Consider the following 20779-nt stretch of genomic DNA (forward strand, 5'->3'; position numbering starts at 1 on the left):
CCGTGAATACCGCACTCACCGCTACCTACGCCCTTACTGTCCTGCTACTGATCGCCACCCCCGGCCCGGTGGTGGCACTGATCGTCAACACCGCGGCCGCCTCCGGCTCACGCAAGGCCATGTTCACGGCTGTCGGCACCAACTGGGCATCACTGGTGCTGATCGGCGCGGCGGCCTGGATCATCCTCACCAGCGCCGCCATCGACAAGGCCTGGCTCAGCGCCATGAGCCTGCTGGGTTGCCTGTTCATCGGCTACATTGCCGTCGGCACGCTGCGGGACGCCCTGCAGGCGCCTGCAGCCGAGGCACCGGGCGAGCTCGCCAAGCCTGGCCGCGGCGGGCTGCTGCAAGGTTTCATGGTGGGCATTTCCAACCCGAAGGACATCATCTTCTTCATCGCCTTCTTCCCGCAGTTCATCCAGATCACCGAATCGTTCGGCAAGAGCATGGTGGTGCTGTCGATGCTGTGGGTGGCCATCGATTTTGCCGTGCTCAGCCTGTACATCTTCGCCATCGGCAAGATCGCCTCGCAGCGCAGCAACCGCATGATCAGCCTGGCCTCGGGGGTCGCCCTGCTGCTGATCGCCGCCGGCGGCCTGCTGTACAACGTCAAGGAGCTGGCGGCCTGAACGTGACGCAAGGTGCCCGCTGCAACAGAAGGAGAACCCATGACCGCGACTGACACGACCCCGTCGCCTTCGCCGTTGCAACAGGACTACCAGCGCTTTCTGCTGCTGGGCAGCCGGCGTGCCCCGCACACCGTGCATGTGCACGAAACCGGCTACCGCTCCGGCACCATCAACACCGATGCCCTGGGCCTGCGCTACAGCCATTGCGCCGGCAAGCGCTTTTCGGCAGCCGAGCGCGGTGGTGCGTCACGCATCAACCTGCTGGTCGGCGGCTCCACCGCCCTGGGCATCGGTGCCAGCTCCGACGAACACACGGTGGCCTCGCACCTGTCGATGCTGACTGGCGAAGTCTGGCTGAGCCTGGCTGGCTGCGGGCTCAATGCCAGCCAGGAGCTGCTGATGTTCCTGACCCACCAGCACCGCCTTGGCCAGCTCGGCCATGTGGTGGTGCTCAGCGGCCTCAACACCCTGGCCCACGAAGCCCTCTGCGAAGTCCTCGCCAGCCTGAGCGACCCGCGGCACGCCAAGGCCTACCAGGATTTTCTCAACAGTTTCAGCGAAGGCATGCAGCCCACGGCGGCGCCCCGCCGGCAATCGCTGTGGCGGCGCATCGGCCAGGCGTTGGCCACGCCCTCGGTCGCAACACCTGCCACCTGGCCGCTGTCACCCCCGGAAAAGCGCCTGGCCCGTGCCGCCGACAGCATTGGCCGGACCTTGCGCCAATGGGACCGGCTGCTGGCAGACAGCCATTCCACCCTCACCTTCATCCTGCAGCCGTTGCTGCCCTGGTGCCGGGATAGCCTGCCCGCTGGCGAACAGGCCATGCTGGACGCGCTGCAGCGGCGACCGGCGAATTTCGACCGGCTGCTGGACGGCGCGTTCGACAGCCAGTTGCACTCGGCCTTCTTCCGTCGCATCAAGACCCAGGCCGACCCGGTGCCCTGCTATGACATGAACTGCATGCTCAGCAGCTCGCCGGTGTTCGGCGCCGACCTGTTCATCGACCGCCTGCACCTGAACGACCTGGGCAACAATGCCCTGGCCAAGGTCATTACCGCCAAGCTTGGCCTGGCCCAGGAAAAACATGCCCAGCGCAAGGTCACGCCGATCAAGCTCGTCTGACAGTTGCCAGGTGGTCTTCCGGCCAGGCCCCTTGGGTGGCTAGAATAGGCCGTCGTTCCGATCTGCCCGAGGCGCACGCTTGACCGCCATGAACATCGAAGCCATCCATCAGTACCTGGCACCCCATGGGGCTTGCCTGTGAGCCGCATGCTTCGCTTGCCCCCACTGTTGATCGCCCTGATGCCGCTGGCCGCGCACGCGCTGGAAGTGCGCATCGACCCTCATGCCGACCTGCTCTACCGCCAGGCCTTGCCCCTGCTGGAGCAGGCCGACAGCCAGGACGACGGCGCCAGCACACTGCGCACGGCCATCGGCGGCGACCCGGAGCTCAGCCGCCAGGGACAGGCCATGGCCCACACCCTGCCGACAGCCGTCGCCTTGCTGAAAAAGTCCGTGGAGCTGGGCCACCCGGTCGCACAGTACCGTCTGGCGCTGTACTACATGTCCTACCTGCCCGCCGCGCAAATCCCGGATGCCGCCTGCCCGCTGCTCGAAGCCAGCCTCAGACAGGGCTTTGCCGCACCGGCGCCGGCCATCGCCACCTGGTGCCCGCCCTATAACGTCAGCAGCGAGTACCGTACTGCGCTGGAGGCCATCCCCAACATGGCTACCGTGTATGCGCCCTACTACCCGCAACCGGCCACGCGCCTGGCCTGCAACCGCAACCGGCCACAAGGCCTGGAAATGCAGTGGGGGCGCCAGCGTGACTACCAGGCCGAGGTATACCGCCTGCTCGGCGACCTCGACCCGCAGCACCGCCAGAGCCTGCTGCAGAAGGCCGTGGATACCAACGGCTGCGTGACAGCGCAGCAGCACCTGACCAGCCGTCCGTAACACGGACACGGTTTCTGTGTAGGAGCGGCCTTGTGTCGCGATGGGGCGCGCAGCGGCCCCAGGATTTCAGCTTCGCCGCAGATATTGCCGGGGCCGCTGCGCGCCCCATCGCGACACAAGGCTGCTCCTACAAGGGACCGTGCCAGGCATAGCAAGATCGTTCAAGCCATCCCCCGCCCCGTCTGGCATGCTGGCCTGCCACGTACACGCACTGCAGCCACCATGCCCCACATCGCCCGCCAAGCCTTTCTCCACGGCGCCATCGCCATTCTCCCGTTGTCCCTGGCCGTCGCCCCCTGGGGCCTGCTGGCCGGCTCCATGGCCATCGAGGCCAATCTCAGCGCCTGGGAGGGGCAAGGGCTTTCGGCCATCGTCTTCGCCGGTGCCGCGCAACTGGTGGCGATCGGCATGCTCAAGGGCGGCGCCAACCTGGCGTCGATCCTGCTGACCACCCTGCTGCTGACCTCGCAGCACCTGCTGTATGGCCTGACGATGCGCCCGGTGCTGTCCAGCCAGCCGCTGCGCTGGCGGCTGGGCCTGGGCTTCCTGCTCACTGACGAGTTCTTCGCCCTGACCAGCCAGTACGACCAGCAGCAGTTCAACCGCTGGTACGCCCTGGGCGTGGGCCTGACCTTCTACGTCGCCTGGAACCTGTTCACCCTGGCCGGCATCCTGCTGGGGCAGAACATTCCGCACCTGGACCAGCTCGGCCTGGACTTTTCCATTGTCGCCACCTTCGTCGCCCTGATCGCGCCACTGGTGCGCAACCTGGCCACGCTTGTGTGCGTGGCGGTGTCGCTGTTCTGTTCGGTGCTGTTCAGCTACTGGCACTGGGAAACCGCCCTGGTGGCCGCAGGCCTGCTGGGCATGAGCGCCGGTTTCGTCTGCCAGAAATTCGCCGGAGCCCGCGCATGACCTGGGTCCTGATTCTTGCCATGGGCGCCATCGTGTTCCTCAACCGCTATGCGTTCCTGGAGCCGCGCCTGCCCTTGCGCCTGAGCTCCAACGCCCGGCAGTTCCTCGGTTTTGCCGTGCCGGGCATGCTCACCGCAATCTGCGGCCCGATCATCTTCATGCCCGAGCACCAGTTGAACCTGAGCCTGCTCAACCCCTACCTGCTGGGTTCGCTGGTGGCCATCGCCCTGGTGCTGTTGACCCGCAGCGTGTTGCTGAGCATGCTGGTGAGCATGTTGATCTTCTTCCTCCTGCGCAGCTGGCTGGCATGAGCACGCCCCTGCGCGAGCAGACACACCTCTGGCAGGCGCCGGCACTGGGCGACGTCGAGATGCTGCACGCGCGCTATTTCCAGCAGCGTTTCGCCCCGCATGTGCATGAAGGCTATGTGTTCACCGTGATCGAGTCGGGCGCCCAGCGCTTCTGGCATCGCGGCAGCGAGCACCTGGCGCCGGTCGGCAGCATGGTGCTGATCAACCCCGACGAACTGCACACCGGGGCCACCGCCCACGAAGCGGGCTGGCGCTACCGAGGGTTCTACCCGGAACATGAACGGGTAACCGGGGTGCTCGACGAACTGGAACTGGGCCGCCACGGCATGCCCAGCTTCAAGGACAGCGTGATACACGACCCGGCCCTGGCGCTTGCCTTCAGCCAGTTGCACCAGCTGTCCGAAGCCGGCGCCAGCGCCCTGCAGCAGCAGACCGCCTGGCGCCAGGCGGTGCTGGCCCTGGTGCAACGGCACGGGCAATGCGCCGAACCAGCCGCGCCTGGCCACGAACCGCTGGCAGTGGCCCGCGCCCGTGAGCTGCTGGAAAGCCAACTGGCCGACCCGCCCTCGCTCGAGGCCCTGGCGGCGGCGGTCAACTTGTCACCATTCCATTTCGCCCGGGTGTTCCGCCAGGCCACCGGCCTGCCGCCACATGCCTGGTTGAAGCAGCGGCGCCTGGCCCGTGCGCGGGAAATGCTCAAGCGTGGCTGGGCTGCCTCGGAGGTGGCGTTCGACCTGGGCTTTGCCGACCAGAGCCATTTGAGCCGGCAGTTCAAGCAGGCCTATGGGGTAACGCCAGGGGCTTATCGCAGCGCCTGCCTGCAAGGCTGAGCTGCGACAGCCGGCCTCAGGCAGGCCGGCCAGCCACTGCTACACTGACAAGGCTGAATGGAGGATCCTGCCATGTCCGAAAGAGAGCTCACCACCCTCCTGTCGCTGATGAACCAGCGCCAGGCCTGCCTGAGCAGTGCCTGCAAGGAGATAGCCGACTGGATCGACCGGCAGGGCGACGTGCCCGCCGCCGGCAAGATCCGCGCAAGTCTCAAGGCCCTGGAGGCCGATGAGGCCCAGGTCCGCAAGACCTTGACCTCGCTGACCCTCGACAGGCCGCTGCCCAAGTTTCGCAGCTGATTGAACCGGGGGCTGCCTGGCAGCCCATCGCGACACAAGGCCGCTCCCACAGGGGATACGCGTTCTCCTGTGGGAGCGGCCTTGTGTCGCGATGGGGCGCAAAGCGCCCCCAAAGGGTTCAGCCTGATCAGTGCTTCATGTGCATGTGATCATGCCCACCGCCCGCCTCGGCGTTGAGCGCACGCACTTCGGCCTGTACGTCCAGGGTTTCCTTGGCCCCCTTGGCATCTTCGATGGTCAGGGTCAGCGGCACTTTCTCGCCTTCCTTCACCTGATTGTTCAGGCCCATCAGCATCACATGCAGGCTGTTCGGGTCGAGGGTCACGGCCTTGCCGGCCGGCAACTCGACCGCCTTGACCTCACGCATGCCCATCACATCGCCGTTCATGGTCATCTCGTGCACCTGCACGGTCTTGGCCACAGGCGAAGCCACACCCACCAGCTTGCTGTCGCTGCTGGCGGTCAGGGTCATGAAGGCACCGGTGGACTGCTGGTGCGGCACGGTCGCCCGCACCCAGGCGTCGCTCACGGTGGTCTGGGCCAGGGCCGGCAGCGCCAGGCCCATCAGGACCAGGGCAGCCAGGCCGTGCTTGATCGGTTGCATCGACATTCAGCAGATCTCCATCAGGGTGACCAGGTCTTCGGCGCATTCCTGGGCGGTCAGGGAATGGCCCAGGCTCAGGCGCAGGGTGCCACGCGTATCGTAGACGTAGCTGGTGGACGAGTGAGAGACGGTATAGGTATCACCGGCCGGGACTTTCTCGTAGAACACCTTGAATTCCTTGGCCACCGCGGCGATTTCCTCAGGGGTGCCGGTCAGCGCGGTGAACGACGGGTCGAACGCCTTCACGTAGGCATCGAGCACTTCGGGGGTGTCGCGCTCCGGGTCCAGGGTAATCAACACCACCTGGAACAGGTCGCGATCGCGGCCGCGCAGCAGCTTGCGGATTTGCGCGGCGCGCGCCAGGGTGGTCGGGCACACGGCCGGGCACTGGGTGAAGCCGAAGAAGATCATCGGCATGCTGCCGTAGAAGCTCGACAGGGTGCGCACATTGCCTTGGGTGTCCTTGAGGCTGAACTTGCGCCCAAGGATTTCGTTGCTCATGTTCTTGCCGTACTTGAACTCGAGCCCCCGGGCCGGGCTGCAGCCTGCGAGCAGGCCAAGCCCGAGAACGCCCATCCCGGCGACAACTGCGCGCCGGGTATATAGATCATTCATGAAACCATCCTTTACAGGGAAGGTGCCGGCCCTCGGGACGGGCCGGTCGAAAAACCGGGGCATTCTGGCACGACACCCCGAGGGGTTCTACCCGACGAAGGCAAGGATCGGCTGCAGCCCTTTGAATACGGGCTGCGGCCTGTTGTCGCAGGGGTTGAAACAGTAACACTTTGTTGCTAAGGCCTGACCAGGTTGTGCGGTCGTTGTGGGAGCGGCCTTGCGTCGCGAAAGGGCTGCATAGCAGCCCCTGGGGTATTGGCGGCGAAGCTGATATTGCTGGGGCCGCTTCGCGGCCCTTTCGCGACGCAAGGCCGCTCCCACACAACAGACCGCGCCCGCCTCTACATCAGTAGTAGGCGTTCTCTTTCTGGCTGTGGTCAGTCACGTCACGCACGCCCTTCAGCTCGGGAATACGCTCGAGCAGGGTACGCTCGATGCCTTCCTTCAGGGTCACGTCGGCCTGGCCACAGCCTTGGCAACCACCACCGAACTGCAGCACGGCAATACCGTCGTCGACCACATCCACCAGGCTCACCTGGCCGCCGTGGCTGGCCAGGCCGGGGTTGATCTCGGTCTGCAGGTAATAGTTGATGCGCTCGTTGATCGGGCTGTCTTCGTTGACCATCGGCACCTTGGCATTCGGCGCCTTGATGGTCAGCTGGCCACCCATGCGGTCGGTGGCATAGTCGACCAGTGCGTCTTCCAGGAACGGCACGCTGACCGCGTCCAGGTAAGCGGTGAAGCTCTTCAGACCCACGGCGGTGTCGTCAGGCTTTTCTTCGCCCGGCTTGCAGTAGGCGATGCAGGTTTCGGCGTACTGGGTGCCCGGCTGGGTGATGAAAATGCGAATGCCGATGCCAGGCGTGTTCTGCTTGGAGAGCAGATCGGCCAGGTAGTCATGGGCGGCGTCGGTAATGGTTATAGCGCTCATGTAGGTTCCTCACAGACTTGCGGCCAAGTGTACGCCAACCCGGCCTTCGAACAAAGTCCTAGTATTTGACTCGGGAAAGCGCATATTCAGGGGCCTGCCCCCGTGGCGCCGCCAGCCAGGCCTGCATGCGCCGGTACAGGCCGCGCTCCAGCCACTGGTAGCTGAACCACGACATTAGTCCAATGGACGGCACGCACAGGGCGAACACCAGGTACGGGTTCAACTGCAGGCGCTGGCTGGCGAACCAGCCTGCGTACAGCACCAGCACATGGACCAGGTACACCGAATACGAACAGTCGCCCAGCGCCTTGAGTAGCCGGTTGCCGCGGAACACCGGCTCCAGGGCGACGAAGGCCAGCACGATCATTGCGCTCGGCACGCCCCAGTGCAGCAAGCGCCGGGAAGCGTCCAGGTGGTAGATGGCAAGGCCTGCCACCGCCAGCAACGCCAACGGCAGCCAGCGGCCCTGGTGGATCAGCCCGCGACGGTGCAGCACGCCCAGGCCGATACCGAGCAGGAATTCGTAGATGATGTCGTTGCTGTAGAAGCGGCTGAGCACGCCCAGCCGGCCCAGTATCTCGCTGGCCAGCAGCAGCGCGGCGGTGACCAGCAACTGGTGATGACGCTGGCGCACCAGGAAGGCCAGGCCGAACAGCAGGTAGAAGAACATCTCGAAGTTCAGCGTCCAGCCCACGTTCAGGGTCGGGTACAAGCCGTAGCCACCGGGGTTTTCCGCCGGGATGAACAGCAGCGACAGCAGCAGGTGGTGCCAGGTGAATGCCTGGTGCGGCATCCATTGACTGAAGGCCAGCAGCAGGGTTGCCATCAGCGCCGTGTAGAACCAATAGGCCGGGACGATACGCAGCGCCCGGTTGAGCAGGAACTGGCGAGGCTCGATGGCCTTGTCGCAAGTCGACAGGTAGATGACCAGCCCGCTGATGACGAAGAAGATGTCGACGCCTGCGGCGCCGCGGTCGGTGAGCAGTTGGCCGATGGGGCCGGAGGCTTGGAAGTCGAAGAAGATCTGCATGAAATGGTGGCAGACCACCACCCAGGCGGCGAACGCCCGCAGTGCCTGAAGCGAATACAGCATGGAGAACCCTGCAATTGCCGGTGCATTGAGGCCTTTGGGAGCGCGTTGCGCTCCATCGCCGGCAAGCCAGCTCCCACAAGTACTGCGCAGCCTTCAGGCATGTGCGGCCCCTGTGGGAGCTGGCTTGCCGGCGATTGGGCTGCAAAGCAGCCCCCGGACCACCCAGCAAGTCCGACCACAGGGTAATCGGAAAGGTCAGCCCAACCGATCAGAGGTTCTCGTAGCGGTTCATGTCCAGCACGCCCGCCTCGACCGGTTCGGTCTCCTTGATGAAGCTGTTCAGGTCATGGAAGTAGCGCCAGAACTCTGGGTGACTGCGACGCACACCCCAACGCATGACGATGCGCTCGAACCTGGCCGGGTCATCTTTCGCATACTCCATGTCCTCGACGAACTCCGGCACATCCTTGGTCGGGATGTTGAAGATGAAGTTGGGGTAGCTGCTGAGCACGCCCGGGTACAGCGTCAGGGTATCCAGCCCCGGCTGGTAGCGGTACGCCTCGCCCAGCAGGAACGCCACGTTGCTGTGCGCGCGGTTGCGCAGCAGGCTGTACACCTGGCGCTGGCCGCCCTGCCCTTCGATGCGCAGCATGGTCGCTTCGGGCAGCTGGTTGATCACCCTCAACCCGGCAGCCGGGCGCGACACCAGGCGGCTGAGCGACTGCTCGGCATTGCGGAACTCTTCGCTCACCTGCGGTCGCGAGCAGAATGCGCCCTGGCAGCGGTTGATCGGGTCAGGCGCGGCATTCAGGCTGCCGGTACGCTGCAACAGCTTCAGGCCGAAGTCGCGCTTGGGGTTGCGCGGGTCGAGCTGGATGCCGCTCGGGGTGTCGGTGTCGATGTCTTCATAATCCATCCACATCTTCACCTTGCCGCTGTTCTGGTACCAGTCGCCGAGGATCGCCTTGCGCTGGTCGGCCGGCATCAGGCGCAGGAAGTTGACCTCGGCGCCGTTGCGGATCAGGTCGAAGTACAGGCGCGTCTGCAACTGGTGCGAGACGTTGCCGAACACATCGAAGTTGACCGCCAGCTGGTAATAGGTGCGCTCGAACAACGGGTAGTCGAACAGCCACACGGTCAGTGGCACATCACCGATCAGGCCCTTGGTCACCGAGGCGCTGTCGAAGTGGCGGAAAATGCTCAGCAACGCGTTGTCGTTACCGGCCCACAGCGTCGCCCAGCCCGGAGCCGGCATGTCGGCATAGGCTTCGCGGCGCAGTTTCTCGTACTCGTTGCGCTTGTCACGGTAGGCGTGCCACAGGCTCAGCACGCTGCCCACGTCATCGATCTGCCCAGGCATGGCCAGCAGCGGCGTGGCCTCGCCACGGTACTTGGCATCGGTGATGTAGCGGTCGTGGGCCGGCTCCTGGAACAACGCCCAGAAGTTGTCGCGGATCACGTCGGTGGCAATCTGCCCACGGCATACCGGGCCACGGATGAAGGTGCGCACGAAGTACTCGGCGTTATCCAGCATGAACTGGTAGCGCGCCACTGCCGGGATCGCTTCGAAGGTTTCGAACGGGTTGGCCCTGTGGCGCGGGCCGTAGCCTGGCAGCGCGGTGGCATGCCAGTCGCCGGCGTAGAACAGTTGCTTGACCCGCTTGAGCTTCTGCGGCCCCATCGGGTAGGTGATGTGCGTCTTGTGCACGATCACGCCCTGCACCGGGATCAACCGGTAGTAGAAGTCGGTGCCCGGCGGGTCGTTGGGGCGGCGCGTGGCGATCAGGTCGACCGGCTGGCCGCTCGGTGTACGCGAACGTACCCACTGGAAGAAGTGGCCCTGCTCGCCACCAACGAAATAGATGTGCGCCAGGAACAGGTGCTCGTACAGCCAGCGGCCGACCAGCGCCTCGGTGGAACCCGGGCGGTTGAGCAGCTCTTCCCAGTCGGCAATCTGCTTGGCTTCGGCCGCACTTGGCTTGATCGGCTGGTACTCGACCGGCGCACCGGCGGCCAGCCAGCGGCGCATGGTGTCGTATTCCCTGTCGGTCAGGCCGGTCACCGCCAGCGGCATGCCTTCCTTGGGGTGGGCGCCGGCATAGGCATCGAACTCATGCGGCAACGGGCACATGTTGTTGCGGTTCAGGCCCAGGACGATTTCCTCGGGCAGCTTGGCGTTGGGCGTGAGCGGGGTCTTGTGCCCCAGCTCGAGCATGCGCGCCATCAGCGCTGCCTGGCTGCCCTGGTTGTCGAGCACCGAGTAGAAGCCCTTCTTGCGCCACTCGCCCTCGCTGTGGGCGTCGTAGAACAGCCGCGTGGTGGGCACTGGCTTGCTGCGCTCGCCCTGGTACACCGGAACCTTGGTGGCGCCGCGCACCGCACCTTCGGGGCTTTCCAGCTTCAGCTGGCAGGCGGCGTCGTTGCAGGCGTGGCAGGCCACGCATTTCTCGGTGAAGATCGGTTGAATGTCCCGGGTGTAGGAAATAGCCGGGCTCGACTGGGGGGCTTGCCCGAACGCCACACTGCTGATGAGCAGGGCGAAAACGCCGGCAAGAATACGATGCACCATGTGCGGAAAGTCCTGGGTATTGAAAGCCATCACGATTTGTTGCCTGGTCGTCCTTGGGTGCCCTGCTTCGCCGACGCCCGCCCAACATGAGCCATTTTCATGCAAATGGGCGATGCGCCTAAAAACCGCGCAGCTTTGTTATGATTCTGCACCTTCTGAAATTTGCCCGACCAGGTAGTTCCTATGTCCGACCGCAGCGCTCGTCTCCAAGCACTCCAGAACGCACTCAAAGAGCGCATCCTGATCCTCGACGGCGGCATGGGTACTATGATCCAAAGCTACCGGCTCGAGGAACACGACTATCGTGGCACGCGTTTCGCCGATTGGCCAAGCGATGTCAAGGGTAACAACGACCTGTTGCTGCTCAGCCGCCCGGATGTGATCGCCGCCATCGAAAAGGCCTACCTGGATGCCGGCGCCGATATCCTCGAAACCAACACCTTCAACGCCACGCAGATTTCCCAGGCCGACTACGGCATGGAGTCGCTGGTCTACGAGCTGAACGTCGAGGGCGCGCGCATCGCCCGCCAGGTGGCCGATGCCAAGACCCTGGAAACCCCGCACAAGCCGCGCTTCGTCGCCGGCGTGCTCGGCCCTACCAGCCGCACCTGCTCGATTTCCCCGGACGTCAACGACCCCGGCTACCGCAACGTCACTTTCGATGAGCTGGTAACGAACTACATCGAGGCCACCCGCGGCCTGATCGAGGGCGGCGCCGACCTGCTGCTGATCGAGACCATCTTCGACACCCTCAACGCCAAGGCGGCGATCTTCGCCGTGCAGCAGGTGTTCGAGGAAGACGGCATCGAACTGCCGATCATGATCTCCGGCACCATCACCGACGCCTCGGGCCGTACCTTGTCGGGCCAGACCACCGAAGCGTTCTGGAACTCGGTACGCCACGCCAAGCCGATTTCCGTGGGCCTGAACTGCGCCCTCGGCGCCAAGGACCTGCGCCCCTACCTGGAAGAGCTGGCGACCAAGGCCGACACCCATGTCTCGGCCCACCCCAACGCCGGCCTGCCGAACGCCTTTGGTGAATACGACGAAACCCCGGCGGAAATGGCCGTGGTGGTCGAGGAATTCGCCGCCAGCGGCTTCCTCAACATCATCGGCGGCTGCTGCGGCACCACCCCGGGCCACATCCAGGCCATCGCCGAGGCCGTGGCCAAGTACAAGCCGCGCGAGATTCCGGAAATCGCCAAGGCCTGCCGCCTTTCGGGCCTGGAGCCGTTCACCATCGACCGTCAGTCGCTGTTCGTCAACGTCGGCGAGCGCACCAACATCACCGGCTCCGCCAAGTTCGCCCGGCTGATCCGTGAAGAGAACTACACCGAAGCCCTGGAAGTCGCCCTGCAGCAGGTCGAGGCCGGCGCCCAGGTGATCGACATCAACATGGACGAAGGGATGCTCGACTCCCAGGCCGCCATGGTCCGCTTCCTCAACCTGATCGCCGGCGAGCCGGACATCTCGCGCGTGCCGATCATGATCGACTCGTCCAAGTGGGAAGTGATCGAAGCGGGCCTCAAGTGCATCCAGGGCAAGGGCATCGTCAACTCCATTTCCATGAAGGAAGGCGTCGAGCAGTTCAAGCACCACGCCCGCCTGTGCAAGCGCTATGGCGCTGCCGTGGTGGTGATGGCCTTCGACGAAGTCGGCCAGGCCGACACTGCCGCGCGCAAGAAGGAAATCTGCCAGCGCAGCTACGACATCCTGGTCAATGAAGTGGGCTTCCCGCCGGAAGACATCATCTTCGACCCGAACATCTTCGCCGTCGCCACCGGCATCGAAGAGCACAACAACTACGCCGTCGATTTCATCGAGGCCTGTGCCTACATCCGCGACCACCTGCCGCACGCCCTGAGTTCGGGCGGTGTGTCCAACGTGTCGTTCTCGTTCCGTGGCAACAACCCGGTGCGTGAAGCCATCCACTCGGTGTTCCTGTACCACGCGATCCAGAACGGCCTGACCATGGGTATCGTCAACGCCGGCCAGCTGGAGATCTATGACGAGATCCCGGCTGCCCTGCGTGAAAAGGTCGAGGACGTGGTGCTCAACCGTACCCCGCATGGCACCGACGCACTGCTGGCCATCGCCGACGACTACAAGGGCGGCGGCGCAACCAAGGAAGTGGAAAACGAAGAGTGGCGCTCGCTGCCGGTGGAAAAACGCCTGGAGCACGCGCTGGTCAAGGGCATCACCGCGTTCATCGTCGAAGACACCGAGGAATGCCGCCAGCAGTGCGCACGCCCGATCGAAGTGATCGAAGGCCCGCTGATGAATGGCATGAACGTGGTCGGCGACCTGTTCGGCGCGGGCAAGATGTTCCTGCCCCAAGTAGTCAAGTCGGCCCGCGTGATGAAACAGGCGGTAGCCCACCTGATCCCGTTCATCGAAGCCGAGAAAGGCGACAAGCCGGAAGCCAAGGGCAAGATCCTGATGGCCACGGTAAAAGGCGACGTGCACGACATCGGCAAGAACATCGTCGGCGTGGTGCTGGGCTGCAACGGCTATGACATCGTCGACCTCGGCGTGATGGTGCCGGCCGAGAAGATCCTGCAAACCGCCCGCGACGAGAAGTGCGACATCATCGGCCTGTCCGGCCTGATCACGCCGTCGCTGGACGAGATGGTCCACGTTGCCCGCGAAATGCAGCGCCAGGGCTTCCAGTTGCCGCTGATGATCGGCGGCGCCACCACCTCCAAGGCGCACACCGCGGTCAAGATCGAGCCCAAGTACAGCAACGACGCCGTGGTCTACGTCACCGACGCCTCGCGCGCGGTGGGCGTTGCCACCCAGTTGCTGTCCAAGGAGCTGAAAGCCGGCTTCGTCGAGAAGACCCGCCAGGAATACGAAGAAGTACGCGAGCGCACCGCCAACCGCAGTGCCCGCACCGAGCGCCTGAGCTATGCCCAGGCTATCGCCGCCAAGCCGCAGTACGACTGGGCTGGCTACCAGCCAGCGGTGCCCTCCTTCACCGGCGTCAAGGTGCTGGAAGACATCGACCTGCGCACCTTGGCCGAGTACATCGACTGGACCCCGTTCTTCATTTCCTGGGACCTGGCCGGCAAGTTCCCGCGCATCCTCACCGACGAAGTGGTCGGCGAGGCGGCCACGGCGCTGTACAAGGATGCCCGCGAGATGCTCGACAAGCTGATCGACGAAAAGCTCATCAGCGCCCGCGCGGTGTTCGGCTTCTGGCCGGCCAACCAGGTGGCCGATGACGATATCGAGGTGTACGGCGAGGACGGCCAGGCCCTGGCTACCCTGCACCACCTGCGCCAGCAGACCATCAAGCCGGACGGCAAGCCCAACTGGTCGCTGGCCGACTTCGTCGCGCCGAAGGCCAGTGGCGTTACCGACTACGTGGGCGGTTTCATCACCACCGCCGGCATCGGTGCCGAGGAAGTGGCCAAGGCCTACCAGGACAAGGGCGACGACTACAGCTCGATCATGGTCAAGGCCCTGGCCGACCGCCTGGCCGAGGCCTGTGCCGAATGGTTGCACGAGCAGGTGCGTAAAGAACACTGGGGTTATGCCCGCGACGAACACCTGGACAACGAGGCGCTGATCAAGGAGCAGTACCGCGGCATTCGCCCGGCCCCCGGCTACCCGGCCTGCCCGGACCACACCGAGAAGGAAACCCTGTTCCGCCTGCTTGACGGCACTGCCATCGGCGAGACCGGGCCGAGCGGCGTGTTCCTCACCGATCACTTCGCGATGTTCCCGGCGGCGGCGGTCAGCGGCTGGTACTTTGCCCACCCACAGGCGCAGTACTTTGCCGTGGGCAAGGTCGACAAGGACCAGATCGAGCGCTACAGCGCGCGCAAGGGCCAGGATGTGAGTGTCAGCGAGCGCTGGTTGGCGCCTAACCTGGGTTACGACAGCTAAATCGGCGTTGGCGTCTTCGCGGGCTCGCCCGCTCCCACAGGGACCGCACTGCTCTTCAGGGTTGCGCAGTATCTGTGGGAGCGGGCAAGCCCGCGAAGAGGCCGGCAAGGCCAACCTCAGCCTCATTGCCTACACTGTCCCTGATTGCCTCTGATTTCCTCAGGAGCCACCATGGACGATTCCAGCCAGGGCAAGCCCCCTACCTTCTGGCAGATGTTGCACAGCATCCTCGCTGCCGCCTTCGGCGTGCAAAGCGGCAAGAACCGCGCCCGCGACTTCACACACGGCAAGGCCAGCCATTTCATTGCGCTGGGGACGCTGTTCACCCTGGTGTTCATTGCCGTGCTGATCGGCCTGGTGCAGTTGGCCCTGCACCTTGCGCGCTAGCAAAAACGCCTGCGGGACTCCCTCCCGCAGGCGCTCTGGCTGCATCACGGTCTTGAATACAAGTCTACTGGTGGCTGACCCAATACACGGCAGTGACCACTACCAGAACGATCAGGCAGAGGATCGCCCAGGCATCGACGCTGCTGTCAGCTTTGCGGACCTTGGTTGAGTTTCCCATTGCATTGCCTCTTGTAGTGGTTATGGGAATGCACTTCACCACCAGCAGTTAAGACGAGCAATGCCCTTCCCTCAAGCAAGGTCTTTCAATAATTGATCGGTGATGTCAGAAACGGGTACTGGTAGTCGGGCGGCCGCCCTTCGGCACTGTAATGCTGGAAATCGATGCCGTAGTCCGGCCGTTCCAGCAGTTTCAGCCAACGGGCTGCCTTGGCCTGGTCGATCGGCTGCAACACCGGCACGCGATGCTCGCGCAGGCCGTCACGGTTCACCGCCAGCCCCTGGGCATCATCGTGCAGCATCACCATGGCCCAGCCGCCGAGGGTGAAATGCCCGCCCATCAGCACGCTCAGGCGCCCGTCGATACGTGCGTGCAGGGCCTCTGGCGAGCTGTTGATGGCGCTGAACAGCACATCGCGCCCCGGCTTGCGCCCCGCTTCCTCGAACGCCTGCATGGCACCAAAGGCCATTTCGTCGTTGGCCGACCACACCAGGCGGGTGGCCGGGTAGCGCTCCAGCAGTTGCTGCGCCTGCTCGTAAGCGCGCTGGCGGCTCCAGCCGCCATATACCACCTGGCGCAGGCGCACCTGAGGGAAGTCGGCCAGGGCCCGGCGCATGCCTTCCTCGCGCAGTTGCGAGGCCGGGGTGGTCTTGACCCCGGCAAACGCCAGCAGGTCCACCGGCCCGCTGTCACGAGGCAATTGCGCAACCATCTGGTGCAACATCTGGAAGCCCGCCTGCTCGTCGTTGGCCGTCAAGGTGCCCAGCAGCTCGGCATACTTGTCGGGCTGGGCCTCGATGCTGCGGGCCTGGCTGGCAGTCAGGCCGTTGTTGACCAGGAACAGCTTGACCCCGCTGCCGCGCGACAGGCGGATGATCTCCGGCGCCACGTACTGCTCGTTGACCAGTACCAGGTAATCCGGGCGCTGCGCCCCGCCCAGGATCGCCCTGGCCTGGGTCAGCGCCAGGTCGGCGCGGCGTTCGCTGTACTCCACGCGCAGGGTCATGCCCAGCTCGTCCGCGGCGGCCTGCATGAAGCGCGTATAACTGGTCCAGAACGTCTCGGTGGACAGCCCCGGGTTGAGGAAAACCACCGAAGCCGGCTGCGCGCTTGCCGCCAGCGGCAAGGCAAGACACAAGCTTTGGCACAACGCCTTGAGCATGGGTGATATCCCTGCGATGCAAACATCGGATTATAAACGCCAGGCCACGCCCAACGCACAAATGGCAGTCAGTCTCACATAGTCCATTTGGTTCTTTTCATATGCAAAAACATCACTTTAGCGCATAAACGCAACCTGCTATCGTTCCCCGGCTCCGAAGCGGAGTGCGCGGCCGTGCGCGCGAATAGCTGCATGCCTGAGACAGGACTTTTATGTACGTATACGACGAGTACGATCAGCGGATCATCGAGGACCGCGTCAAGCAGTTCCGTGATCAGACCCGCCGCTATCTGGCCGGTGAGCTGAGCGAAGAAGAATTCCGCCCTCTGCGCCTGCAGAACGGCCTTTACATCCAACGTTTCGCACCGATGCTGCGCGTCGCCGTGCCGTACGGCCAGCTGAACGCCACCCAGGTCCGCACCCTGGCCAGGATCGCCCGCGACTACGACAAGGGCTACGCCCACATCTCCACCCGCCAGAACGTGCAGTACAACTGGCCGGCACTGGAAGACATCCCGGACATCCTCGCCGAACTGGCCACCGTGCAGATGCACGCGATCCAGACCAGCGGCAACTGCCTGCGCAACACCACCACCGACCAGTTCGCCGGTGTAGCCGCAGACGAAATCGTCGACCCGCGCCCGTGGTGCGAAATCGTCCGCCAGTGGACCACCTTCCACCCGGAATTCGCCTACCTGCCGCGCAAGTTCAAGATTGCCATCAACGGCTCGCAGGAAGACCGCGCCGCCATCGAAGTGCACGACATCGGCCTGGAGCCGGTGCGCAATGCCGCTGGCGAGCTGGGCTTCCGTGTGCTGGTCGGTGGCGGCCTGGGCCGTACCCCGGTGGTGGGCTCGTTCATCAACGAGTTCCTGCCGTGGCAGGACCTGATCAGCTACCTCGACGCCATCCTGCGCGTGTACAACCGTTACGGTCGCCGTGACAACAAGTACAAGGCGCGGATCAAGATCCTGGTCAAGGCCCTTACCCCGGAAGTGTTCGCCGAGAAGGTCGAGGCCGAAATGGTCCACCTGCGCGGCGGCAGCACCACGCTGACCGAAGCCGAAGTGCAGCGTGTATCGCGCCACTTCGTCGACCCGGCCTACCTGGCCCTGGACAACGTCGACTACGCCGCCCAGGACGCCGAGTACCCAGGCTTCGCCCGCTGGCGCTCGCGCAACACCCGCGCCCACAAGCGCCCTGGCTACGTGGCCGTGACCCTGTCGCTGAAGCCCACCGGCGTTGCCCCGGGCGACCTGACCGACAAGCAGCTGGACGCCGTGGCCGACCTGGCCGAGCGCTACAGCTTCGGCTTCCTGCGCACATCGCACGAGCAGAACATCATCCTCGCCGACGTCGAGCAGCGCCAGCTGCACGCCCTGTGGCTGGAACTGCGCGAAAGCGGCTTCGCCACCCCGAACATCGGCCTGCTGACCGACATCATCTGCTGCCCGGGTGGTGACTACTGCTCGCTGGCCAACGCCAAGTCGATCCCGATCGCCGAATCCATCCAGCGCCGCTTCGACGACCTGGACTACCTGTTCGACATCGGCGAGATCGACCTGAACATCTCCGGCTGCATGAACGCCTGCGGCCACCACCACGTGGGCCACATCGGCATCCTCGGCGTGGACAAGAAGGGCGAGGAGTTCTACCAGGTGTCGCTGGGCGGCAATGCCGCGCGTGGCGCGAGCCTGGGCAAGATCCTCGGCCCGTCCTTCGCACAGGATGACATGGCCGATGTGATCGAGAAGCTGATCGCCGTGTACGTCGAGCAACGTACCGAGGAAGAGCGTTTCATCGACACCTACCAGCGTATCGGCATCGACCCCTTCAAGGAACGCGTCTATGCAGCGAATCATTAAGAACAACCAGATCGTCGACGAAACCTGGCATCTGCTGCCCAAGGAAACGTCCTTTGACGAGCTGACCAACTGCGACGACTACATCGTCCCGCTGCAGATGTGGCGCGACCATGCCCACGTACTCAAGGCCCGCGACGGCGGCCTGGGCGTGTGGCTGGACAGCGACGAGCAAGCGGAAGAAATCGGCGAGGACGTGCAGCACTTCCAGGTCATCGCACTGAACTTCCCGGCGTTCACCGACGGGCGCAGCTACTCCAATGCGCGCCTGCTGCGTGACCGCTACAAGTTCAAGGGCGAGCTGCGCGCCATTGGCGACGTGCTGCGCGACCAGCTGTTCTTCATGGCCCGTTGCGGTTTTGACGCGTTCGCCATCCGTGCCGACAAGGACCCGGAAGACGCGCTGCAAAGCCTGAAGGACTTCTCGGTGACCTACCAGGCCGCCACCGACGAGCCGCTGCCGCTGTTCCGCCGCCGCTGATCGTCACCTTGCAATGCCAGACGGCCCGCCTATATGGCGGGCCGTTTCGTTTTCCTGTACCGGCCTCTTCGCGGGCTTGCCCGCTCCCACAGGTACACCACAGGCTTCAAGGACTGTGGCATTCCTGTGGGAGCGGGCAAGCCCGCGAAGAGGCCGGTACAGGAAGAATCTGCTATTCCAGCAACACAGTCACGACTTTGCCGCTGATTCTTGACTGTGAATCAAATGACCTTGGCCCCGCCCCACCTTAATCAATCCCCCTCAAAGCCGCACACTGCTCCCCACACGAAGAGCGATCGAACCCAAGCGACCAGGCTCGATTCGGCTCACCCCTCACTCACCAGGAGCAGATCCATGAGCATTCCATCCTTCGGCCTCGGCACCTTCCGCCTCACCGGCCAGGCCGTCATCGATTCGGTCAAGTCGGCCCTGGAACTGGGCTACCGGGTCATCGACACCGCGCAGATCTACCAGAACGAAGCCGACGTCGGCCAGGCCATCGCCGAAAGCGGCGTCAAGCGCGACGAGCTGTTCATCACCACCAAGATCTGGGTCGAAAACTACGCCGCCGACAAGCTGATCCCGAGCCTGCGCGACAGCCTGCAGAAACTGCGCACCGACTACGTCGACCTGCTGCTGATCCACTGGCCTGCCCCAGGCAACGGCGTTGAGCTGCGCGAGTACATGAGCGCCCTGGCCGAAGCCAAGAAGCTGGGCCTGACCCGCCAGATCGGTGTGTCCAACTTCAACATCGAACTGACCCGCCAGGCCATCGAAGTGGTCGGCAAAGGCGAAATCGCCACCAACCAGATCGAACTCAGCCCGTACCTGCAGAACAGCAAGCTGACTGCGTTCCTCAAGGAGCAAGGCATCACCGTCACTTCGTACATGACCCTGGCCTACGGCAAGGTGCTGAAGGACCCGGTTCTGGCCGACATCGCCGCCAAGCACAAGGCCACCGTCGCCCAGGTTGCCCTGGCCTGGGCCCTGCAGCTGGGCTACGCGGTGATCCCGTCGTCGACCAAGCGCGAAAACCTGGCCAGCAACCTGCTCGCCCGTGACCTGAAGCTGGACGCCGACGACATGGCACGCATCGCCAAGCTCGAGCGCAATGGCCGCGAAGTCAGCCCTGACGGCCTGGCGCCAATCTGGGATTGATACCATGACCACGCCCCTCGAACGCCTGACCGCTGGCGGCTTCAGCATCGGCCTGGAAGCACCGCTGGACCACGACTGGACGCCCGCCGGCGACCAGGCGCGGCGCCGCGATGGCCGCCAGTTCGGCGAGCCGGACCTGGCCCGCCACGCAGAACTGGCACAACTGGCCGACCGCCTGGGCTACCGCGCCCTGTGGGTCCGCGATGTGCCGCTGTACGACCCGTCGTTCGGCGACGCCGCCCAGGTGTTCGAGGTGTTTGCCTACCTCGGCTATCTGGCCGGGGTAACCCGCGACATCCTGCTTGGCACGGCTGCCGTGGTACTGCCGATTCGCGAACCGCTGCTGACCCTGAAATCGGCCAACAGCGTGCAGCGCCTCAGTGGCAACCGCCTGCTGCTGGGCGTGGCCAGTGGTGACCGGCCGGTGGAGTACCCACTGTTCGGTCGGGATTTCGAGGGGCGTGGCAACACCTTCCGCGAACAGGTCGCGCTGCTGCGTGATGGTGCCAACGGCCACCTGCCCGAAGGGATGGCCGTGCTACCCAGCACCGCTTCGCCGCTACCGTTGCTGGTAGCCGGCCTGGCCCAGCAGAGCCCGGCATGGATCGGCAGCAACCTGGACGGCTGCCTGGCCTACCCCGGCACAGCGGACGACCACCGGCAGCGGGTCGCCGCCTGGCGCGCGGTGGCGGGTAACAAGCCCTACAGCAGCTTCATCCACCTGGACCTGGCGGACAACCCCGACGAACCGCTGCAACGCTGGCGCTTCGGTTTCCGCGGCGGCCGCAAGGCGCTGGCGGCCGAGCTCGGCGCCCTGCGTGCGGCGGGCGTCGACCATATCGGCCTGCACCTGCGGCGTAACGTGCGGCCGCTGGACGAAACCCTGCGCGAAATCGCCGAATACGTATTGCCACAATTCCATGAGACAAAAGCCCAACTGACGGAGGCCACACCATGACAGGAACAC

The 20779-nt window shown here is 64.5% G+C and carries 19 protein-coding genes; 13 read left to right on the forward strand and 6 right to left on the reverse strand.

Features of this window, described 5'->3' with window-relative positions; genetic code table 11:
• Positions 1 to 2: 2 nt before the first annotated feature.
• The 7 genes from CAG22_RS15210 to CAG22_RS15240 all read left to right on the forward strand — a co-directional run bounded on the left by CAG22_RS15210 (position 3) and on the right by CAG22_RS15240 (position 4941).
• Complete coding sequence (locus CAG22_RS15210; RefSeq protein WP_025338491.1) at positions 3 to 629, forward strand: LysE family translocator; 627 nt, start codon at positions 3 to 5, stop codon at positions 627 to 629.
• Positions 630 to 668: 39 nt separating this feature from the next.
• Complete coding sequence (locus CAG22_RS15215) at positions 669 to 1751, forward strand: hypothetical protein (RefSeq protein ID WP_085705708.1); 1083 nt, start codon at positions 669 to 671, stop codon at positions 1749 to 1751.
• Positions 1752 to 1889: 138 nt separating this feature from the next.
• Entirely contained in the window at positions 1890 to 2585 is a 696-nt protein-coding gene (locus CAG22_RS15220) for a hypothetical protein (RefSeq protein WP_085705709.1), read from the forward strand.
• A 222-nt stretch (positions 2586 to 2807) separates the two neighbouring features.
• Positions 2808 to 3500 (forward strand): AzlC family ABC transporter permease, encoded by a 693-nt coding sequence (locus CAG22_RS15225; RefSeq protein ID WP_013971958.1) that lies wholly within the window; start codon positions 2808 to 2810, stop codon positions 3498 to 3500.
• Positions 3497 to 3811, forward strand: coding sequence for an AzlD domain-containing protein (locus tag CAG22_RS15230; RefSeq protein WP_046615691.1), 315 nt, complete (start codon positions 3497 to 3499; stop codon positions 3809 to 3811). The genes CAG22_RS15225 and CAG22_RS15230 overlap by 4 nt, the downstream gene beginning before the upstream one ends.
• Complete coding sequence (locus CAG22_RS15235; protein ID WP_025338486.1) at positions 3808 to 4641, forward strand: AraC family transcriptional regulator; 834 nt, start codon at positions 3808 to 3810, stop codon at positions 4639 to 4641. Before CAG22_RS15230 ends, CAG22_RS15235 begins: the two co-directional genes overlap by 4 nt.
• A gap of 72 nt (positions 4642 to 4713) precedes the next feature.
• Positions 4714 to 4941 carry a hypothetical protein gene (locus tag CAG22_RS15240; protein ID WP_003260451.1) on the forward strand — a complete coding sequence of 76 codons (228 nt, stop codon included), beginning with the start codon at positions 4714 to 4716 and terminating at the stop codon, positions 4939 to 4941.
• A gap of 127 nt (positions 4942 to 5068) precedes the next feature.
• Here the strand turns inward: CAG22_RS15240 and CAG22_RS15245 are convergent, their stop codons facing one another.
• From CAG22_RS15245 to CAG22_RS15265, 5 genes are all read right to left on the reverse strand, one after another.
• Positions 5069 to 5551 (reverse strand): copper chaperone PCu(A)C, encoded by a 483-nt coding sequence (locus CAG22_RS15245; protein ID WP_013971950.1) that lies wholly within the window; start codon positions 5549 to 5551, stop codon positions 5069 to 5071.
• A complete protein-coding gene (locus CAG22_RS15250) occupies positions 5552 to 6160 on the reverse strand; it encodes an SCO family protein (RefSeq protein ID WP_024086651.1) in 609 nt (202 codons plus the stop codon).
• Positions 6161 to 6506: 346 nt separating this feature from the next.
• On the reverse strand, positions 6507 to 7091 hold the full coding sequence (nfuA, locus tag CAG22_RS15255) for a Fe-S biogenesis protein NfuA (RefSeq protein WP_003250416.1): 585 nt from the start codon (positions 7089 to 7091) through the stop codon (positions 6507 to 6509).
• Positions 7092 to 7149: 58 nt separating this feature from the next.
• Positions 7150 to 8184 carry an acyltransferase gene (locus CAG22_RS15260; RefSeq protein WP_075044641.1) on the reverse strand — a complete coding sequence of 345 codons (1035 nt, stop codon included), beginning with the start codon at positions 8182 to 8184 and terminating at the stop codon, positions 7150 to 7152.
• A 208-nt stretch (positions 8185 to 8392) separates the two neighbouring features.
• On the reverse strand, positions 8393 to 10693 hold the full coding sequence (locus CAG22_RS15265; RefSeq protein ID WP_085705710.1) for a fatty acid cis/trans isomerase: 2301 nt from the start codon (positions 10691 to 10693) through the stop codon (positions 8393 to 8395).
• Positions 10694 to 10876: 183 nt separating this feature from the next.
• Between CAG22_RS15265 and metH the strand changes: the two genes are divergently transcribed.
• Positions 10877 to 14584 carry a methionine synthase gene (gene metH / locus CAG22_RS15275; protein WP_085592205.1) on the forward strand — a complete coding sequence of 1236 codons (3708 nt, stop codon included), beginning with the start codon at positions 10877 to 10879 and terminating at the stop codon, positions 14582 to 14584.
• A 171-nt stretch (positions 14585 to 14755) separates the two neighbouring features.
• Complete coding sequence (locus tag CAG22_RS15280; RefSeq protein WP_003256398.1) at positions 14756 to 14971, forward strand: DUF2970 domain-containing protein; 216 nt, start codon at positions 14756 to 14758, stop codon at positions 14969 to 14971.
• A gap of 263 nt (positions 14972 to 15234) precedes the next feature.
• Here the strand turns inward: CAG22_RS15280 and CAG22_RS15285 are convergent, their stop codons facing one another.
• A complete protein-coding gene (locus CAG22_RS15285; protein WP_085705711.1) occupies positions 15235 to 16311 on the reverse strand; it encodes an ABC transporter substrate-binding protein in 1077 nt (358 codons plus the stop codon).
• A 212-nt stretch (positions 16312 to 16523) separates the two neighbouring features.
• Between CAG22_RS15285 and CAG22_RS15290 the strand changes: the two genes are divergently transcribed.
• The 4 genes from CAG22_RS15290 to CAG22_RS15305 all read left to right on the forward strand — a co-directional run bounded on the left by CAG22_RS15290 (position 16524) and on the right by CAG22_RS15305 (position 20770).
• Positions 16524 to 18176 carry a nitrite/sulfite reductase gene (locus CAG22_RS15290; RefSeq protein WP_025338481.1) on the forward strand — a complete coding sequence of 551 codons (1653 nt, stop codon included), beginning with the start codon at positions 16524 to 16526 and terminating at the stop codon, positions 18174 to 18176.
• Positions 18160 to 18654 carry a DUF934 domain-containing protein gene (locus CAG22_RS15295; RefSeq protein WP_025338480.1) on the forward strand — a complete coding sequence of 165 codons (495 nt, stop codon included), beginning with the start codon at positions 18160 to 18162 and terminating at the stop codon, positions 18652 to 18654. Before CAG22_RS15290 ends, CAG22_RS15295 begins: the two co-directional genes overlap by 17 nt.
• Positions 18655 to 19008: 354 nt before the next feature.
• Entirely contained in the window at positions 19009 to 19812 is an 804-nt protein-coding gene (dkgB, locus tag CAG22_RS15300) for a 2,5-didehydrogluconate reductase DkgB (protein WP_085617581.1), read from the forward strand.
• Between the two features lie 4 nt (positions 19813 to 19816).
• The gene (locus CAG22_RS15305) at positions 19817 to 20770 is read left to right on the forward strand and encodes a TIGR03571 family LLM class oxidoreductase (protein ID WP_085692126.1); all 954 of its coding nucleotides are present in this window, start codon (positions 19817 to 19819) and stop codon (positions 20768 to 20770) included.
• Positions 20771 to 20779: the final 9 nt, after the last annotated feature.

The organism is Pseudomonas sp. B8(2017) (genome assembly GCF_002113575.1).
Taxonomy (GTDB): Bacteria; Pseudomonadota; Gammaproteobacteria; order Pseudomonadales; family Pseudomonadaceae; genus Aquipseudomonas; species Aquipseudomonas putida_Z.

Bases quoted from the DNA above. Each gene is read 5' to 3' on its own strand.
- CAG22_RS15215 (WP_085705708.1), top strand. From the start codon at position 669: ATGACCGCGACTGACACGACCCCGTCGCCTTCGCCGTTGCAACAGGAC.
- CAG22_RS15225 (WP_013971958.1), top strand. From the start codon at position 2,808: ATGCCCCACATCGCCCGCCAAGCCTTTCTCCACGGCGCCATCGCCATT.
- CAG22_RS15230 (WP_046615691.1), top strand. From the start codon at position 3,497: ATGACCTGGGTCCTGATTCTTGCCATGGGCGCCATCGTGTTCCTCAAC.
- CAG22_RS15235 (WP_025338486.1), top strand. From the start codon at position 3,808: ATGAGCACGCCCCTGCGCGAGCAGACACACCTCTGGCAGGCGCCGGCA.
- CAG22_RS15240 (WP_003260451.1), top strand. From the start codon at position 4,714: ATGTCCGAAAGAGAGCTCACCACCCTCCTGTCGCTGATGAACCAGCGC.
- CAG22_RS15245 (WP_013971950.1), bottom strand. From the start codon at position 5,551: ATGTCGATGCAACCGATCAAGCACGGCCTGGCTGCCCTGGTCCTGATG.
- CAG22_RS15250 (WP_024086651.1), bottom strand. From the start codon at position 6,160: ATGAATGATCTATATACCCGGCGCGCAGTTGTCGCCGGGATGGGCGTT.
- nfuA (WP_003250416.1), bottom strand. From the start codon at position 7,091: ATGAGCGCTATAACCATTACCGACGCCGCCCATGACTACCTGGCCGAT.
- CAG22_RS15260 (WP_075044641.1), bottom strand. From the start codon at position 8,184: ATGCTGTATTCGCTTCAGGCACTGCGGGCGTTCGCCGCCTGGGTGGTG.
- CAG22_RS15265 (WP_085705710.1), bottom strand. From the start codon at position 10,693: ATGGTGCATCGTATTCTTGCCGGCGTTTTCGCCCTGCTCATCAGCAGT.
- metH (WP_085592205.1), top strand. From the start codon at position 10,877: ATGTCCGACCGCAGCGCTCGTCTCCAAGCACTCCAGAACGCACTCAAA.
- CAG22_RS15280 (WP_003256398.1), top strand. From the start codon at position 14,756: ATGGACGATTCCAGCCAGGGCAAGCCCCCTACCTTCTGGCAGATGTTG.
- CAG22_RS15285 (WP_085705711.1), bottom strand. From the start codon at position 16,311: ATGCTCAAGGCGTTGTGCCAAAGCTTGTGTCTTGCCTTGCCGCTGGCG.
- CAG22_RS15290 (WP_025338481.1), top strand. From the start codon at position 16,524: ATGTACGTATACGACGAGTACGATCAGCGGATCATCGAGGACCGCGTC.
- CAG22_RS15295 (WP_025338480.1), top strand. From the start codon at position 18,160: ATGCAGCGAATCATTAAGAACAACCAGATCGTCGACGAAACCTGGCAT.
- dkgB (WP_085617581.1), top strand. From the start codon at position 19,009: ATGAGCATTCCATCCTTCGGCCTCGGCACCTTCCGCCTCACCGGCCAG.
- CAG22_RS15305 (WP_085692126.1), top strand. From the start codon at position 19,817: ATGACCACGCCCCTCGAACGCCTGACCGCTGGCGGCTTCAGCATCGGC.